At 64.5% G+C, this 15,109-nt stretch carries 14 protein-coding genes; 9 read left to right on the top strand and 5 right to left on the bottom strand.

The annotated features are described in order from the left end of the window. Positions 1-132 precede the first annotated feature (132 nt). The 9 genes from cysK (at position 133) to GSQ83_RS05320 (ending at position 10,303) form a co-directional block, all read left to right on the top strand. Positions 133-1,047 (top strand): cysteine synthase A, encoded by a 915-nt coding sequence (gene cysK / locus GSQ83_RS05360; protein ID WP_158801854.1) that lies wholly within the window; start codon positions 133-135, stop codon positions 1,045-1,047. 16 nt (positions 1,048-1,063) lie between these two features. Then, the gene (cysE, locus tag GSQ83_RS05355; RefSeq protein WP_158801853.1) at positions 1,064-1,924 is read left to right on the top strand and encodes a serine O-acetyltransferase; all 861 of its coding nucleotides are present in this window, start codon (positions 1,064-1,066) and stop codon (positions 1,922-1,924) included. A gap of 58 nt (positions 1,925-1,982) precedes the next feature. Beyond that, the gene (locus GSQ83_RS05350) at positions 1,983-2,492 is read left to right on the top strand and encodes a cupin domain-containing protein (RefSeq protein WP_158801852.1); all 510 of its coding nucleotides are present in this window, start codon (positions 1,983-1,985) and stop codon (positions 2,490-2,492) included. A 19-nt stretch (positions 2,493-2,511) separates the two neighbouring features. Next, on the top strand, positions 2,512-3,246 hold the full coding sequence (locus tag GSQ83_RS05345) for a glutathione S-transferase N-terminal domain-containing protein (RefSeq protein WP_158801851.1): 735 nt from the start codon (positions 2,512-2,514) through the stop codon (positions 3,244-3,246). 103 nt (positions 3,247-3,349) lie between these two features. Then, entirely contained in the window at positions 3,350-4,651 is a 1,302-nt protein-coding gene (locus GSQ83_RS05340) for an Hsp70 family protein (RefSeq protein WP_158801850.1), read from the top strand. Positions 4,652-4,745: 94 nt separating this feature from the next. Continuing rightward, the gene (locus GSQ83_RS05335; protein WP_158801849.1) at positions 4,746-6,380 is read left to right on the top strand and encodes an ABC-F family ATP-binding cassette domain-containing protein; all 1,635 of its coding nucleotides are present in this window, start codon (positions 4,746-4,748) and stop codon (positions 6,378-6,380) included. Between the two features lie 407 nt (positions 6,381-6,787). After that, positions 6,788-7,744 (top strand): substrate-binding domain-containing protein, encoded by a 957-nt coding sequence (locus tag GSQ83_RS05330; RefSeq protein ID WP_158801848.1) that lies wholly within the window; start codon positions 6,788-6,790, stop codon positions 7,742-7,744. Beyond that, on the top strand, positions 7,734-9,317 hold the full coding sequence (locus GSQ83_RS05325) for a sugar ABC transporter ATP-binding protein (RefSeq protein WP_216849939.1): 1,584 nt from the start codon (positions 7,734-7,736) through the stop codon (positions 9,315-9,317). The genes GSQ83_RS05330 and GSQ83_RS05325 overlap by 11 nt, the downstream gene beginning before the upstream one ends. Further along, the gene (locus GSQ83_RS05320) at positions 9,314-10,303 is read left to right on the top strand and encodes an ABC transporter permease (protein WP_158801847.1); all 990 of its coding nucleotides are present in this window, start codon (positions 9,314-9,316) and stop codon (positions 10,301-10,303) included. The genes GSQ83_RS05325 and GSQ83_RS05320 overlap by 4 nt, the downstream gene beginning before the upstream one ends. A 15-nt stretch (positions 10,304-10,318) precedes the next feature. Here the strand turns inward: GSQ83_RS05320 and GSQ83_RS05315 are convergent, their stop codons facing one another. The 5 genes from GSQ83_RS05315 to moaB form a co-directional block, all read right to left on the bottom strand. After that, positions 10,319-11,005 carry an RES family NAD+ phosphorylase gene (locus GSQ83_RS05315; protein WP_174246627.1) on the bottom strand — a complete coding sequence of 229 codons (687 nt, stop codon included), beginning with the start codon at positions 11,003-11,005 and terminating at the stop codon, positions 10,319-10,321. Further along, the gene (locus GSQ83_RS05310; RefSeq protein ID WP_158801846.1) at positions 11,002-11,439 is read right to left on the bottom strand and encodes an antitoxin Xre/MbcA/ParS toxin-binding domain-containing protein; all 438 of its coding nucleotides are present in this window, start codon (positions 11,437-11,439) and stop codon (positions 11,002-11,004) included. The genes GSQ83_RS05315 and GSQ83_RS05310 overlap by 4 nt, the downstream gene beginning before the upstream one ends. A gap of 120 nt (positions 11,440-11,559) precedes the next feature. Further along, the gene (parC, locus tag GSQ83_RS05305) at positions 11,560-13,776 is read right to left on the bottom strand and encodes a DNA topoisomerase IV subunit A (protein ID WP_158801845.1); all 2,217 of its coding nucleotides are present in this window, start codon (positions 13,774-13,776) and stop codon (positions 11,560-11,562) included. Next, entirely contained in the window at positions 13,769-14,536 is a 768-nt protein-coding gene (gene recO / locus GSQ83_RS05300) for a DNA repair protein RecO (protein WP_158801844.1), read from the bottom strand. The genes parC and recO overlap by 8 nt, the downstream gene beginning before the upstream one ends. A 24-nt stretch (positions 14,537-14,560) precedes the next feature. Continuing rightward, positions 14,561-15,103 carry a molybdenum cofactor biosynthesis protein B gene (moaB, locus tag GSQ83_RS05295; protein WP_158801843.1) on the bottom strand — a complete coding sequence of 181 codons (543 nt, stop codon included), beginning with the start codon at positions 15,101-15,103 and terminating at the stop codon, positions 14,561-14,563. Positions 15,104-15,109 lie beyond the last annotated feature (6 nt).

Raw genomic sequence — 15,109 nt, 5'->3', positions numbered from 1 at the left:
CTTTCCAGCGCAAAGGGGGCATTCCCGGGAAGACATACACCGGCGAGCGACCGTGTGTTACGGTCCGATAGACGAGGAAATTTCTGCCGCGACGTTAGGCGTTGTCACGCTTTTAGCACTGAGAGAAAGACAATGAGGGCTTCAAGCGTTCTGGCGACCATCGGCGGCACGCCGCATATCCGCGTGGCTCGCCTATTTCCCGATTCTGAGGTGTGGATCAAGTCCGAGCGCACTAATCCAGGCGGCTCGATCAAGGATCGCATCGCGCTGGCCATGGTCGAGGCCGCCGAGGCGAACGGCCAGCTCCAGCCCGGCGGCACCATTATCGAGCCGACTTCGGGCAATACCGGCGTTGGCCTCGCCATGGTCGCCGCGGTGAAGGGTTACAAGCTCGTCCTGGTGATGCCGGAATCCATGTCGATCGAGCGTCGCCAATTGGCCAAGGCCTATGGCGCGACCGTCGATCTGACCGCGCGGGAGAAGGGCATGAAGGGCGCGATCGCCCGTGCCCAGGAACTGCTCGCGGAAACCCCCGGTGCCTGGACCCCTCAGCAATTCGAGAATCCCGTCAACGTGGACATCCATGTCCAAACAACGGCGCGCGAGATCTTGGCAGACTTCCCTCAGGGGCTCGACGTGCTCATCACCGGCGTCGGCACCGGTGGGCACCTCACAGGCTGCGCGCGCGTGCTGAAGGCGCATTGGCCGGAGCTGAAGGCGTTCGCGGTCGAGCCCGCTTTGTCGCCGGTCATCTCGGGCGGCGCCCCGGCACCTCATCCGATTCAGGGCATCGGCGCCGGCTTCATCCCGGCGAACCTCGACACCAGCCTCCTGGATGGCGTGATCCAGGTCTCGGCGGATGACGCCAAGCACTATGCCCGCCGTTCGGCGCGGGAGGAGGGACTGCTGGTCGGCATCTCGTCAGGTGCCACGCTGGCCGCCATCGCCGCCAAGATAAAGGACCTGCCGTCTGGCTCTCGCGTCCTCGGCTTCAACTACGACACCGGCGAACGCTACCTGTCGGTCCCGGACTTCCTGAGCATCTGACATCAGTGATCCGGTGATGGCGCATCCCAGGCTGAGCCACCTGACCATCGTCTCGCGCGATAGTCAGGACTCGCAGACCGACGTGATCTGGCAGCAATTGAGGCTGGAGGCCGAGCAGGCCTATGCGGTGGCGCCGATGCTCGCGCCGTTGTTCCTCGATTCCATCCTGAACCAGCCGAGTTTCGAGGCTGCGATGTTTCACCGCATCGCGACGCGCCTGAAGAATGAGGTGATATCGCTTTCCCTCATTGTCCAGGCGTTCCATCGCGCGGCGTCGGACACGCCGGAGATCGGTTTGGGGCTGCGCGCCGATATTACGTCGGTGCTCGACCGCGACCCCGCTTGCAGCCGGCTCATCGAGCCGTTTCTGTATTTCAAAGGATTCCACGCCATTCAGGCGCACCGCCTGACCCATTGGCTGTGGCGGCAACACGAATGCGATTTCGCACTATATCTGCAAAGCCGCAGTTCCGAGGTGTTCCAGACCGATATCCACCCTGCCGCGAAGATCGGGCGCGGTATTTTCCTCGATCACGCAACCGGCTTGGTTGTCGGCGCCACCACGGTCATCGAGGATGACGTGTCGCTGCTCCAGGACGTGACTCTCGGCGGGACCGGAAAGCACGACGGTGACCGGCATCCCAAAGTGCGGCGCGGCGCGATGATTGGTGCCGGCGCCAAGATCCTCGGCAATATCGAGATCGGGCCTTTCGCCCGCATCGCCGCGGGTTCCGTCGTGCTGAACAGCGTGGAGCCGTATACGACGGTAGCCGGCGTCCCCGCGCGGCCGGTGCGTGTTGATACCTCGGGCACCGATCGCGACGTCACGGAATTGTTGAGCGAACTGGCCTACGACTCCTTCAACTACGCGATCTGACCGCTCGCCGCGTCCAGCATCCGGCGAAGTCGGTATAACCGGCGGGAGAGATAGCGCCATGACCGACCATGATCACGGCCATTCGCACGAACACGACAAGGATGCGCCGCCATGGAAGCATGACGGCGTCCGCGTGATAAAGGGCGATCAGCTCGATCCCAATACCGCGCAAACTCCGGGCATGTTTCGCCAGGCCGCGATCAACCACGCGAGAGTCGGCGCGCAGAAGATCTGGGCCGGCAAGGTGACGATCGAGCCGAACGCCAAGACTGGCGTGCATCACCATGGCGCGCTCGAGAGTGTGATCTTCGTGTTGCGCGGACGCGCGCGCATGCGCTGGGGCGAGCGCCTCGAATTCGTGGCGGAAGCCAATCCCGGCGACTTCATCTACGTACCGCCGTATGTGCCGCACCAGGAGATCAACGCGGCACCCGACCAGCCCCTCGAATGCGTCCTCGTCCGCTCGGACAACGAGGCGGTGGTCGTCAATATCACGGATGTCGATCCCATCGAGCCGCCCGAGGAAGTCTTATGGATCGACCCGATCCATAAGCAGCCGGAAGCCTGACAGAAAAGGAACCGCGACGATGTTCGATCTGCATTACTGGCCCACGCCCAATGGCAAGAAGGTAACCATCCTGCTGGAGGAGCTCGGCTCGGACTATCGCGTCGTTCCCTGCAACATTGGTCGCGGCGACCAGTTCACGGCGGAGTTTCTCGCGATCAATCCGAACCACCGCATGCCGGTGCTGGTCGATAACGCTCCGGCCGATGGCGGAGCGCCGCTCAGCATCTTCGAATCCGGCGCGATCATGCTGTATGTGGCGGAGAAGGCCGGCAAATTCTTCCCGCAGGACCTGCGCGGCAAGGTCGAGGTCACGGAGTGGGTGATCTGGCAGATGGCAAACCAAGGCCCGAAATCCGGAGAATGCGGCCATTTCCGCAGGCTCGGCGATACCAAGGGCGACCAGTCCTATGCGGTGCGGCGCTTCACCGATGAAGTTAATCGGATCTTCGGCGTGTTGAACAACCGGCTGTTCAACCACCGCTATCTGGCCGGCGATGCCTATTCAATCGCGGACATGATCTCCTATCCCTGGGCGGTGAACTGGCAGGGGCAAGGCCAGGACATCGAGGAATTCCCGTATTTCAAGCGCTGGCTGAACGAACTCGCCGCCCGACCGGCGGTGCAGCGCGGCATGGCAGTGGGTGCCGATTTAGCCGATGACCCGGCGAAGCTGCCGGAGGAGGAGCGGGAGCGGCGGTCCAAGCTCCTCTACAATCAGCGCGCCCGCCCGGCGCCCGCCGGCGGCCTCCTGTAACGCGGCTACGACTTACCGCAGGGCACCTACCGCTCAGTAGCTCTTGCATCCGGCTCGAGCTTCGCGTTGAACCCACCCCCTTCGACGGGGTGGGAACCAGCGGATGACGCGGCTGATCGGCGTTGATTTCGGCACCACCAACAGCGTGGTCGCGAGCCTGGCCGATGACGGCAGCATAACCACCGAGACCTATCCGCTCGGCCAATCCACGCTGGATGTCTTCCGCACGGTGCTCTGCTTCTGGACCAAGGAGACGCGCGGCCGCCGGACGCTGGAGCACGCCGCCGGTCCCGCCGCCGTTCAGAGCTACCTCGAAGACCCGCTGGACAGCCGTCTCATCATGTCAATGAAGACGTATCTCGCCCAGCGCAGCTTTACCCGCACCAATATCTTCGGCCGGATCTTCACGCTCGAGGACATGGTCTCGCTCTTCCTGCGCGACCTCCTCCCGGTGGATGCCACCAAGGCGTCGGTCGTCGCCGGGCGTCCGGTTCGCTTCGCTGGTGAGTTCGCGGATGATGCGTTTGGTGAGACCAGGCTCCGCGCATCCTTCGCGCAAGCCGGCTACGCCGCCATCGACGTCGCGCTGGAGCCCGAAGCCGCGGGCTATCGCTTCGCCCGCACCCTGCGGGCGCCCGCGACGGTGCTGGTCGGCGACTTCGGCGGCGGCACCAGCGACTTTTCGGTCATGCGCTTCGACCCGCACAATGCGACGCGCGTCCGTCCCCTCGGCTACGCCGGCATCGGCATCGCCGGCGATACCTTCGATTATCGCATCATCGACAAGGTGGTCTCGCCGCTGCTGGGCAAGGGCGACGTCTATACCGTCACAGGCACCGAGCTTCCGGTGCCGCCTGAATACTTCTCCGGCTTCGCCCGCTGGCATCGTCTGTCGCTTATGCGCGCCCCGAAGACCCTCCGCGCCATCGAAGAGGTGGCCGCCGCCAGCGCCCATCCGCATCGCCTCAGAACGCTGATCCGCCTGATCGAGGACGAACTCGGCTACCAGCTCTACCAGACCGTCAGCGCCGTGAAGGCCCAACTATCCCGCGACGAGACCGCCACCCTGCGCTTCGCCCATGGCGACTTCGCCACAGAACGCGTGATCGCCCGCCATGAATTCGAGGGCTGGATCGCCGAGGATCTCAGGCGGATCTCTGGCACCATCCAGCAGGCGCTCGACGCCGCACGGCTGAAACCGGAGGAGATCGACCGTGTCTTCCTCACTGGCGGAACCTCCTTCGTCCCAGCCGTCCGCACTTTGTTCGAGCATCGCTTCGGGGCCGAGAAGGTCTCAGGCGGGGGCGAATTCGTCTCTGTCGCGGAGGGGCTGGCGCTGATCGGTCGCGACCGGGCGAGGCAAGGGTCGGTCGCCGCCGATGCGTCCTGCGGGACCCTCGCCTGACTAAGACCATTGGTCGCTGGGGTGGAAAGCCTGTAGGAAGCCGCGCCATGCACCCGCCCTCTCGCGGCTCCTCCCTTCTTCGGCACCCCTGACCATGATCCAGATCGATAACCTCGTCTTCAACGCTTGGGGACGCCGCTTCTTCGACCGCGCCAGCGTCACGCTGCCACTGAACTCCAAGGTCGGCCTCGTCGGCCGGAATGGCGTCGGCAAATCGACCCTCTTCAAGCTCATCCTCGGCACCTTGCAGCCGGATGGCGGCGAGATCGTCGTGCCCAAGGCGGCCCGTATCGCCGCCGTGGATCAGGAGCACGCGGCGACCCCGATCTCCCTGATTGAGACAATCCTCGCTGCCGACACGACCCGCGACGCGCTCTATGCGGAGCTTGAGACCGCCGAGCCCGAGCGGATGGGCGACATCTACATGCGGCTCGAGGAGATCGACGCAGACCGCGCCCCCGCTCGCGCCGCCGAAATCCTGAGCGGCCTCGGCTTCTCGACCGAGGATCTGGCGCGGCCCATGGCGGAGTTCTCCGGTGGCTGGCGGATGCGCGTGGCTCTGGCCTCCGCACTTTTCGCCCAGCCTGACCTTCTGCTTCTGGACGAGCCCACGAACTACCTCGACCTGGAAGGCGCGCTGTGGCTGGAGGCGCGCCTGCAGAAATATCCCTATTCCGCGCTCATCATCAGCCACGACCGCGAATTGCTGAACAACTCGGTGCAGCACATTCTGCATGTCACCGAAGGCAAGCTCGACCTCTATACCGGCGGCTATGATGATTTCGAGCGCCGGCGTGCGGAGAGGCTGCGCCTCCTATCCGCGACCCGCGTGAAGCAGGAGGCCGAGCGGGCCCATCTGCAAAGCTTCGTCGATCGTTTCCGCGCCAAGGCAAGCAAGGCGGCTCAGGCGCAATCCCGCATGAAGCGCCTCGCCAAGCTGGAGCCGGTGGCCGAGACGATCGAGGAGCGGGTGTCGCCATTCATCCTGCCCTCGCCCGTGCGGCCGCTCGCGCCACCGCTCATGCGGCTGGAAAACGTCGATGTCGGTTATGGCGACGATCCGCCGATCCTGCGCGGCCTCGACCTGCGGCTCGATACCGACGACCGGATCGGGCTGCTGGGCGTCAATGGTGCAGGCAAGTCGACTTTCGCGAAGATGGCCGCTGGCGTGCTGCCGATCCGCTCCGGCCGCATGGCGCGCGAAGGCCGTATCAAAGTCGGCTGGTTCCATCAGCATCAGATCGAGGCGATGGATCCGGATGACACACCCCTCGAGATCGCCCGACGCACCATGCCGGAAATCAGCGAAACCGCGCGACGCTCGCGGCTGGCGCAATGGGGGTTGGGCTTCAGCAAGCAGGAGACGACTGTCTTCGATCTGTCAGGCGGCGAGCGCGCCCGGCTGCTGTTGAACCTGGTCGCTCATGCGGCACCGCATCTGCTGATTCTGGACGAGCCCACGAACCATCTCGACATCGACAGCCGCCGCGCTTTGCTCGACGCATTGAACGACTACGAGGGCGCGGTGATCCTCATCACCCATGATCGTTCGCTCATGGAACTTGTCGCCGACCGCCTGTGGCTCGCCGCCGATGGCACGGTTGTGCCATTTGACGGTGACATGGAGGAATACGCGCGTTTCGTGCTCGACCGCGCGAAGGGCGGTAGCCCCGCTCCCAGTCAGATCGCGCGAGAGGGAAAGAAGAAGAAAAAGGGCAAGGCCGCATAGGTGTCGCTAGCACCTACCTGCGCGTCGTTGCCGCGCGTACGATCGCGCTGCCGATCATGTAGATGAGCGCGACACTTAAGCTGATAGCGACAATCCTGGTCGGCATCGAAGCGGCGGCCCAAGTCCCTGACGGGTTAGCGACAAGTTCGTAGAGAAAGTTCAAGGTCCGGGTTCCTGTTCTGTGTTGCTGTCGCGGTTTACCGATCAATCCCACCATAACGGAAACGGTACGGAACGGCAGATCTTCAAGGTCGGTTGAAAGCTAGACCAAACTCATTGCTAACCCGTTAGCGCACAACTCCCGCCCCATTGACCCCGTCTCGACTGATCCTCTAGCCTGCGGTTGAGCCGCGAGGTTCCACATAAAAATGCTCTTGTCCAAAGAGATATATCCAGGAGGACGCCCGATGCGGACCCACCGTCTGCTTTTGCTGGCCGCAGTCGTGGTGCCCGTGCTCTGGGGCCAACTGCCTCACGCACAGGCGCAATCTCCGAAATTCCTCCTTGGCCTCGTCTCGATTTCCGCGAACGAAGCCAATAACGCGCGATTCATTCGAGGCGCGCAGAAGGAAGCGGCGGCTAAGGGCTGGACCGTTTCGGTTATCGACGCGGCAGGCAGCGCCGATCAGGCGAATGCCGCGATTCAGAATCTCGTGCAGCGGAAAGCCGGCGCGATCATCGATCTCGTCTTTCCAGCAACCTCACTCGGCGCGGGCCTGGCCGCCGCTAGGGCCGCCAATATTCCGGTCGCGACCTGGGGTGGTGGGCTCGGCAACGGCATCGTCGCGACCAATGGCAGCGGTGGTCCCCTGGCCATCCCGATCATCACCGCCGCTGCCGCTTACCTCGGTCCCAACGGCTCACTGCTCGCTTTGACCTATCACACCGGCGAGGTGTGCCGGCAGCGCGAGGAGGTGATGGATGGCATTCTCGCCAAGACGCCGGGGATCAAGGTCACCAAGAACGAGGTCCGCATTCCCGGCTATTTCCAGGACGGCGCGCAATACGCCACCGCCTGGCTCGCGGCACATCCGGCCGGCGGCAAGCTCGCGATCTGGGGTTGCTGGGACGATCCAGCGATCGGCGCCATCTCCGCGCTCCGCCAGCAGATGCGGACGGATGTGAAGGTCTATGGCGAGAACGGCAACGCCCAGGCCATCGCTGCGATCCAGAAGGGCTTCATGGAAGCCACGGCTTGGCAGAACAGCGAACAGGAGGGCGTCACGCTAGTCGATACGGTCGCCGATGCCATCGCCGCTGGAAAGTCGTGGCAGCCCAAGGCTGTCGAGGTTCCTCCCGTCGTGGTGACGTCGGCGACCGTCGCTGACTTCATCAAGGAACATCCCGACGCTCTTGGGAAATAGCGCCATCCAGCCTGTCGGCGCGGAGACCGCTACACCAGCGACCGTATCTTCACTGGTTCGCGTCACCGGCCTGCGCAAGCACTATGGCGGTGTGCGCGCGCTAAAGGGTGTCGATCTCGACCTTCGCGCTGGCGAGATCCATGGGCTTGTCGGTGCGAACGGCGCCGGCAAGTCCACGCTAATCAAGATCCTCGCTGGGCTGGAATCCCCGGACGCAGGCGAAATCTCCGTGGACGGCACGCCCGTCTCCATCGCGACGCCGGATCAGGCGACCGCGCTCGGGCTGAGCTTCATCCACCAGGAGCTCAACCTCGTACCGCGGATGTCGGCGCTGCAAAACATCATGCTCGGCGTTCCCAAAGCCAGCACGCTCGGCCTGGTCGACTGGCGCCGCGTGCGTCAGCTCGTCCAGCCCATTGCCACCCGCGTCGGCATCAGGTTTTCGCTTGAAACTCCCGCTGCCGCGTTGAGCGTGGCCGAAGGCTGGCTGGTCTCGATCTGCCGTGCCCTGGTGCGCCGATCGCGTCTCATCGTGATGGACGAACCCACCGCGTCCCTCTCGGCCCATGAATGCGACAACCTGTTCCGCATCGTGCGCGACCTTTCGGGCAATGGCGTCGCGGTGTTGTACGTCTCGCATAGGCTTGATGAGATCACTGGCCTCTGCCACCACGTGACAGCTTTCCGGGACGGCCTGCTCGCTGCGCAAATCGACCGTGCTAGCCTCAACCGCGCCCGCCTGGTCGAAGCGATCGTCGGCACGGACAAGCCGGAGACTTTCGCGCTCGCCGCTGCAAACGTGATCGCTCCGGAAAGCGACGAGATTGCGCTCAGCGTCCGGAACCTCCGTCGCGGCAGTGCCGTACGCGATGTCAGCTTCGACCTCCATAAGGGCGAGGTGCTCGGTCTGGGTGGCCTCGTTGGCTCCGGCCGCAGCGAGACCGTGCGGCTGATCTTCGGCGCCGATGCCATGCAGGGCGGCCAGATGACGCTCTGTGGCCGCGCTTTCACGCCGCGCACTCCGCATGATGCGGTCGAGGCGGGTGTGGGTCTAGTGCCCGAGGAACGGCGCTCGGAGGGCCTGGTGCTGGCGAAGAGCGTGGCCTTCAACCTCAGCCTGACCTCGCTGCTCGGCCTGCATGTCGCGCCACCTTTGCCACTTATGAGCATGCGGCGCCGCGATAAACAGGCGCAGGAGATGAGCCAGCGGCTGCTCATCAAGATGCCCAATGTCGCGACGCCTGTCGGCCGACTCAGCGGCGGCAATCAGCAGAAAGTCGTGATCGGCAAATGGCTTTCGCGTAGTCTGCGCGTGCTCATCCTCGACGAACCATCGCGCGGCGTCGATATCGGCGCGCGCCAGGAAATCCATCGCATCATCCGCGAACTTGCCACTCAAGGCGTGTCGATCATCGTGATTTCCTCCGAGACGGAGGAACTGCCGGGCCTCTGCGACCGCGTCCTCGTCATGGTGGAGGGCCGCATCGCCACGGAGCTGCGCGGCGCTGCCATCACCCGCGAGGCCCTGGTCCAGGCCAGCTATCTCAGCACCGAGGAATCTCAGCCATCATGACGACCGCGTCAGGCGCCGCGCCCGAGCAGGAGAAAACCAGCGCGCTGCCGTCGCTGCTGGCCAAATACGGCACGATCGTCGGGCTGGTGATCATGATCGGCGCATTCTCCGCCATGGCACCCGCCGCCTTTCCGACGCTGTCGAACGGCATCAACGTTCTCAACCAGGCAGCGCTCGCCTTGATCATTGCGGGCGGCCTGACCGTTGCCGTCATCGTCGGCGAGCTAGACCTCAGCATCGGTTTCGCCGCCAGTTTCGAGGGCGTTCTCGTCACCGGCCTCATGGTCAATGACGGTCTGCCGCCGGCCGTTGCAATTCCGATCGTGCTGCTGGTCGGCGCGCTGATCGGTCTGATCAACGGCCTCATCGTCACTAAAGTCGGCGTCAATTCGGTGATTGCCACACTCGGCACCGGCACGATCGTCGTAGGCCTGAACTTCGCCTATTCCAGCGGCGCCCCAATTGCCGCGGGCGTGCCCGATAGCTTTGTCAATATCGCCTTGGGGAGATTGTGGGGCATTCCGCACAACGTGCTCATCATGATTGTCGTGACAGCTCTGCTTTGGGTTTTGGTCGAGCGCACTTCCATTGGTCAAAGCATCCAGGCGGTGGGCGGCAATCCGCTCGCCGCGCGGTTCAGCGGCATCCGTGTCGATCGCATCAAGATCATGGGCTTCATGGTGGCGGGTGTCTGCGCCGCGATCACCGGCATCCTTCTGGCCTCGGCTTTGGGCAGCGGCACCACCAGCGCCGCCGATAGCTATCTGCTTACCGCTTTCGCCGCGGTCTTCCTGGGGTCGGCTACCTTGCGGGACGGCGAGTTCCACATCATCGGCACACTATTCGGGGGGCTGATCATCGCCATCGGCTTCAACGGCTTGGCGATTTTCGGAGCGCCCACCTTCTATCAATACGTTTTCCAGGGCGCGATCCTGATCCTCGCCGTCGGGCTAAGCAGCCTTGGCCGCCGCTACGCGAACCGGTGAGAATTCATTGCGTGGTCAGTAGGTGGTTTCCAGCGCGATATCGGGTACCGGCGAGCCACTCCAGCTGAACCGATAGCGCGCATGTTTCCGCACATGCGTCACCAACCCAGGCCGGAAACAGGCCAGACACGTCCCGGCCGGGTATCGCACGCTCGGATAGACGATACCGGCGGACCCCGTCTCGACCAAAGTTTCGGCCAGAAGCTGCGATTTCCGGTAGTCGTTGGGATCGAGGCAGCCGGCGAAACCCGCATCGTTTCGGATATCGTGGAAGGCGGCGGAGAAGTCGGCGAGGTAGCTGTCATAGGTCATGGAATCGGTGAAGTAGCCGATTTCCCCCAATTCCACCGACTTGTGCCAGGCGACCTCGGCCTGCGCGGCGCCCAGCTCGAAAGCGGCATACCACGCACCGCGATCCGGTCCGTTGAAGCGGCTGCCAAGCGGATGCGCATGCGTGAAGGCGGCATTGACGATGCGAAAACAAGGCGAGGGGCCGAGCAATTCCTCCCGCGCGATCCCCGGCTGCCGTTCATTCTCCGCCAGCAGCCGCTCGTTGGTGGCGTGGTCGAGATCGAAGATTGCCGCCAGCGTCTTCTCGTCCGCCGTAAGGCGCGCCAGCACGCTCGCGCCGTTGTCGCTGTATTTGGAAGAGATGAGCCGGTGGGTATCGTTCTGGCGAAGTGCCGTGAGCCGCGGTGTCACATTCCGCCCCGGCGCGCATCGAGCAGCCGCCGCAGCGTCTGGAAGGCAGGCAATCCGCCGCGGATGAGATAGGCGAGGGGCGTCATGTCGGCAAAGATTCGATTGCTATTGGGCATCGTCATCCAGCGATCGGCCAGCGCCTCGCCATAGAGGATGTTCAACGCTTTGAAGACGCCGACGAGATAGGAAACCCGCCGCAACCGGTCCTCGTCCAGCAGCCGGCCATGATCCTTCTTGAGTTCATAGAAACTGCCGTTGGACATCGTGCCGAGGAGGCGGCGCGCATCCTCGTCCCGGATTTTCCACCTCTGCATGATGGCAAAGAACGCCGTCAGCCCCGCCCCACTCAGCCGCTCCCGTTCGGTTCGGTCAGAGAGGTCGATGAGCGGGGCAAGCTCGTAGCGTGTGACGGGGTAGGAGAGGTGGATCGACAACGGAGGCGCCTAATTTGCGATAACTCCAGAATCGGAGTGAATGGCGCAATGTCAAGCATCACGTGTCGCAGGGCGGCGACCTGATCGTGTTGACGGCCATCCGGGCCGCCTCCGCAAGTCCTAGGTGAACCGCCCCGACCGGGGAAAGCCCACCGGCGGCTGGCGACCCGCCTGGGCACGACTTCCCAGCCAGTCGCGCAGGTTCGTCTCGGTCCGCACCCGCTCCCCGCTCTTCCAGCTCAACCCGTCCGCCAGACGGAAAATCCGCGCATCGGCGATGCCGCCTTCCTTATAGCGTTGCAGCTGCACCCCGGTACCGCGCGCCATCTCCGGCACCTCGGCCAGAGGGAACACCAACATCTTCCGGTTCTCGCCCACCACAGCGATGTGGTCGCCAACGGCCTCCACGCATAAGGCCAACTCCTCGCCGGGCTTCACGTTGAGAACCTGCTTGCCGGCCTTACGCTCGGACAACAGATCCTCGGCCTTCACGAGAAAACCCCGCCCAGGCGAGGAGGCGAGCAGGAATCGGGCCTCCGCGGTCCAGGTGAAGAACGCCACCACTTCATCCTCGTTGCCGAACTCCGCGAGCAGCCGCACCGGCTGGCCATCGCCGCGACCGCGCGGAATATCCGCCGCCTTCAGCGTATAGGCGCGGCCGTTCGTCGCGAGCAGGCACAGCCGGTCGGTCGTCTCGCAGGCCACGATGGAGCGTAGCGCATCGCCTTCCTTGAAGCGTAGCTCAGCATCATTCGCGAGATGCCCGCGCACCGCGCGCACCCAGCCCTTCTGCGACAGGATCACCGTGATCGGCTCGCGCTCCACCAGAGACGCCTCGTCGATTTCCACCACGGGCGGCGCCGCGCCCATGGTCGTGCGCCGGTCGCCCAGCGGACCCTGGCCAAAGGCGGCGCGCGTCTTCTCCACTTCCTGTGCGATGCGGTCCCAGCGCATGCCTTCCTTATCGAGCAGCGTGCGGAGATCCTTGCCTTCCTTCGTGAGAGACTTGTGTTCCTTGCGAAGCTCGATCTCCTCCAAGCGGCGCAACGAACGCAGCCGCATGTTGAGAATTGCCTCGGCCTGCAAATCCGAAATCTCGAAACGCCGCATCAGCGCGGGTTTTGGCTCATCCTCCTCGCGGATGATACGAATCACCTCGTCGAGATTGAGAAAGACCGCGAGATAGCCGTCGAGAATCTCAAGCCGGCGCTCGATCGCGGTCAGCCGGTGGCGCGACCGCCGCACCAGCACCTCGTGCCGGTGATCGAGCCAGGCCCGCAACACGTCGCGCAACGGCATCACGCGCGGGGTGCGTGTCGCATCGAGCACATTCATATTCAGCGGCACACGCGTCTCGAGTTGCGTCGCGCGGAACAGGCTCTCCATCAGCATCGATGGCTCGACCGTGCGGCTTTTCGGTTCGAGAACCATGCGCACCAGTTCGGCGCTCTCGTCCCGAACATCGGCGAGCAACGGAAGTTTCCGTTCCTCCATCAATGCCGCGATCTGCTCGATCAGCCGCGACTTCTGCACCTGATAGGGGATTTCGGTGACGACAATGGTCCAGGTGCCGTGCTTGCCATGCTCCACGCTCCAGCGCGCGCGCAGCCGGAAGCTGCCGCGTCCAGTCTCGTAAGCCTGCAGAATTGCCGCGCCGTCCTCGACCAACTCGCCGCCGGTGGGGAAGTCGGGACCCGGCATGAACTGCAGCAACTCGGCGGTAGTCGCCTGAGGCTTGCGAATGAGCAAGGTCGCGGCGGCGCAGATTTCTCCGGCGTTATGCGGCGGGATGGAGGTCGCCATGCCTACGGCGATACCGGCGGCCCCGTTGGCGAGCAGGTTCGGGAAGGCGCCGGGCAGCACCAACGGCTCCTGCTCCTCGCCGTCATAGGTGGCGCGGAAATCGACGGCGTCCTCGTCGATCCCCTCCAGCAGGGCCTGGGCGATGGTGGTTAGCCGAGCCTCAGTGTAACGCATCGCCGCCGCGTTATCGCCGTCGATATTGCCGAAATTCCCCTGGCCTTCGACCAGCGGATAGCGCACCGCGAAATCCTGCGCGAGCCGCACCATGGCCTCGTAGATCGAGGCGTCGCCGTGGGGATGGAACTTACCCATCACGTCACCCACCACGCGGGCGCATTTCTTGAACGCCGCCGCCGGGTCCAGCCGTAGCTGGTGCATCGCGTAGACCAGCCGGCGATGGACCGGCTTCAACCCGTCCCGCACGTCCGGCAGGCTGCGCGACATGATGGTGGAGAGCGCGTAGGCGAGGTAGCGCTCGCCCAGAGCATCGGCGAGCGGCGCGTCCTCGATATGGCCGGCGAGGTCATCAGGCATCGGCACCCCCAGGAGCAACGGGAACGGATCGCGAACGGATCGCCGCGTCGAGCGTCTCATAGAGATGCCGCCGCGGTTCGGGAAGCGGCCGATGCTGGTGGCCGAACGCGTCTCGCTCCAGGAAATGGCCGGTCAGCCGCAGCGCATCCCGCCATTCCGTGTCGTCGCCGCTCGCCTCGGGGTCACGCAGGAAGGGGGGCAGTCGCAGCAGCCGCTCGCGCCAAATCCCGACGGCGGCCTCGGCCACCGCCCGGCCGGTGCGGGGCGAGACGTAATGCAGGTCGTCCGTGGCGCCCGTTACGGCGCATTGGGTGATGTCGAGTCCATAGCCGAGATCGGCGAGCAGGGTCATCTCCCAACGCGCCAGATCGCCGGCGGTCGCAACGCCGGCTCCGGCGCCGGCCAGCAGACGCAGCAGTCCGAGGAACACGCGCGGATGCCCCTCTCGCTCAGGCAACGCGCCAGCCGCCACCGCACAGGCGGCGCGCAGAAGCGCGAGCGGCCCGGCCTCCGCCATAGCGGAAGCGGCGGTCGCCTGAATGACTTCGCCGGTGATACTGCCGAGCTGGTCCGGCAGACGTCCGACCCACCGCAAGTGAAGCAGGTTGCCCGCCTGCCAGCTTGCGGCGCGTCCCCGAGACGCCCCACCCCGCGCAAGACCGCGATGGACGCCATGTTCCTCGGTGAAAACGGAGACGATCAGGTCGCCCTCGCCATAGGCGCGACCGTCAAGCACGAGCCCCGGCGCCTCCCATTCCATCAGCTACCACACATAAAGATATGTTTATGTCTGGCTGGAGGAGGGCAGGTGCTCCTTCAGGCGCGGCATAAGCTCGACGAGGTTGCAGGGGCGGTGGCGGCTGTCGAGCTGTGTGACCAGAATGTCGTCCCAGCCGTCTTTGACGGCGCCCGTGCTGCCGGGCAGAGCGAAGAGATAGGTGCCCCCGGCCACACCACCGAGCGCACGGGATTGGATCGTTGACGAGCCGATCTTGGCATAGCTCAGCATCCGGAAGAGTTCGCCGAAGCCGGTGATTTCCTTTTCGAGCACCTGCGCGAAGGCCTCGGGCGTCACGTCTCGCCCGGTGACGCCGGTGCCGCCGGTGGTGATCACCACATCGATCGAGGGATCGGCGATCCAGCCGCGCAGCGCGGCGGTGATGGCCAGGGCATCATCCCGCTCGATCCGCCGGTCGGCGACGCGATGCCCCGCCGCCGCGATGCGCGCGACAAGCGTATCGCCCGAGCGATCATCGGCAAGGCTTCGCGTATCGGAAACGGTCAGGACGGCGATGTTGACGGGGAGGAAGACAGGGTCCGCAGCCATCCACCG

This window comes from Acidisoma sp. L85 (genome assembly GCF_009765865.1).
Taxonomy (GTDB): domain Bacteria; phylum Pseudomonadota; class Alphaproteobacteria; order Acetobacterales; family Acetobacteraceae; genus Acidisoma.
Note: the sequence above shows the minus strand (reverse complement) of the source record. Positions and strands in the feature narration are given on the sequence as shown.

Excerpts from the sequence above, each read along its gene's own strand:
- cysK (WP_158801854.1), top strand. The coding sequence starts at position 133 with ATGAGGGCTTCAAGCGTTCTGGCGACCATCGGCGGCACGCCGCATATC.
- cysE (WP_158801853.1), top strand. The coding sequence starts at position 1,064 with ATGGCGCATCCCAGGCTGAGCCACCTGACCATCGTCTCGCGCGATAGT.
- GSQ83_RS05350 (WP_158801852.1), top strand. The coding sequence starts at position 1,983 with ATGACCGACCATGATCACGGCCATTCGCACGAACACGACAAGGATGCG.
- GSQ83_RS05345 (WP_158801851.1), top strand. The coding sequence starts at position 2,512 with ATGTTCGATCTGCATTACTGGCCCACGCCCAATGGCAAGAAGGTAACC.
- GSQ83_RS05340 (WP_158801850.1), top strand. The coding sequence starts at position 3,350 with ATGACGCGGCTGATCGGCGTTGATTTCGGCACCACCAACAGCGTGGTC.
- GSQ83_RS05335 (WP_158801849.1), top strand. The coding sequence starts at position 4,746 with ATGATCCAGATCGATAACCTCGTCTTCAACGCTTGGGGACGCCGCTTC.
- GSQ83_RS05330 (WP_158801848.1), top strand. The coding sequence starts at position 6,788 with ATGCGGACCCACCGTCTGCTTTTGCTGGCCGCAGTCGTGGTGCCCGTG.
- GSQ83_RS05320 (WP_158801847.1), top strand. The coding sequence starts at position 9,314 with ATGACGACCGCGTCAGGCGCCGCGCCCGAGCAGGAGAAAACCAGCGCG.
- parC (WP_158801845.1), bottom strand. The coding sequence starts at position 13,776 with ATGCCTGATGACCTCGCCGGCCATATCGAGGACGCGCCGCTCGCCGAT.
- recO (WP_158801844.1), bottom strand. The coding sequence starts at position 14,536 with ATGGAATGGGAGGCGCCGGGGCTCGTGCTTGACGGTCGCGCCTATGGC.
- moaB (WP_158801843.1), bottom strand. The coding sequence starts at position 15,103 with ATGGCTGCGGACCCTGTCTTCCTCCCCGTCAACATCGCCGTCCTGACC.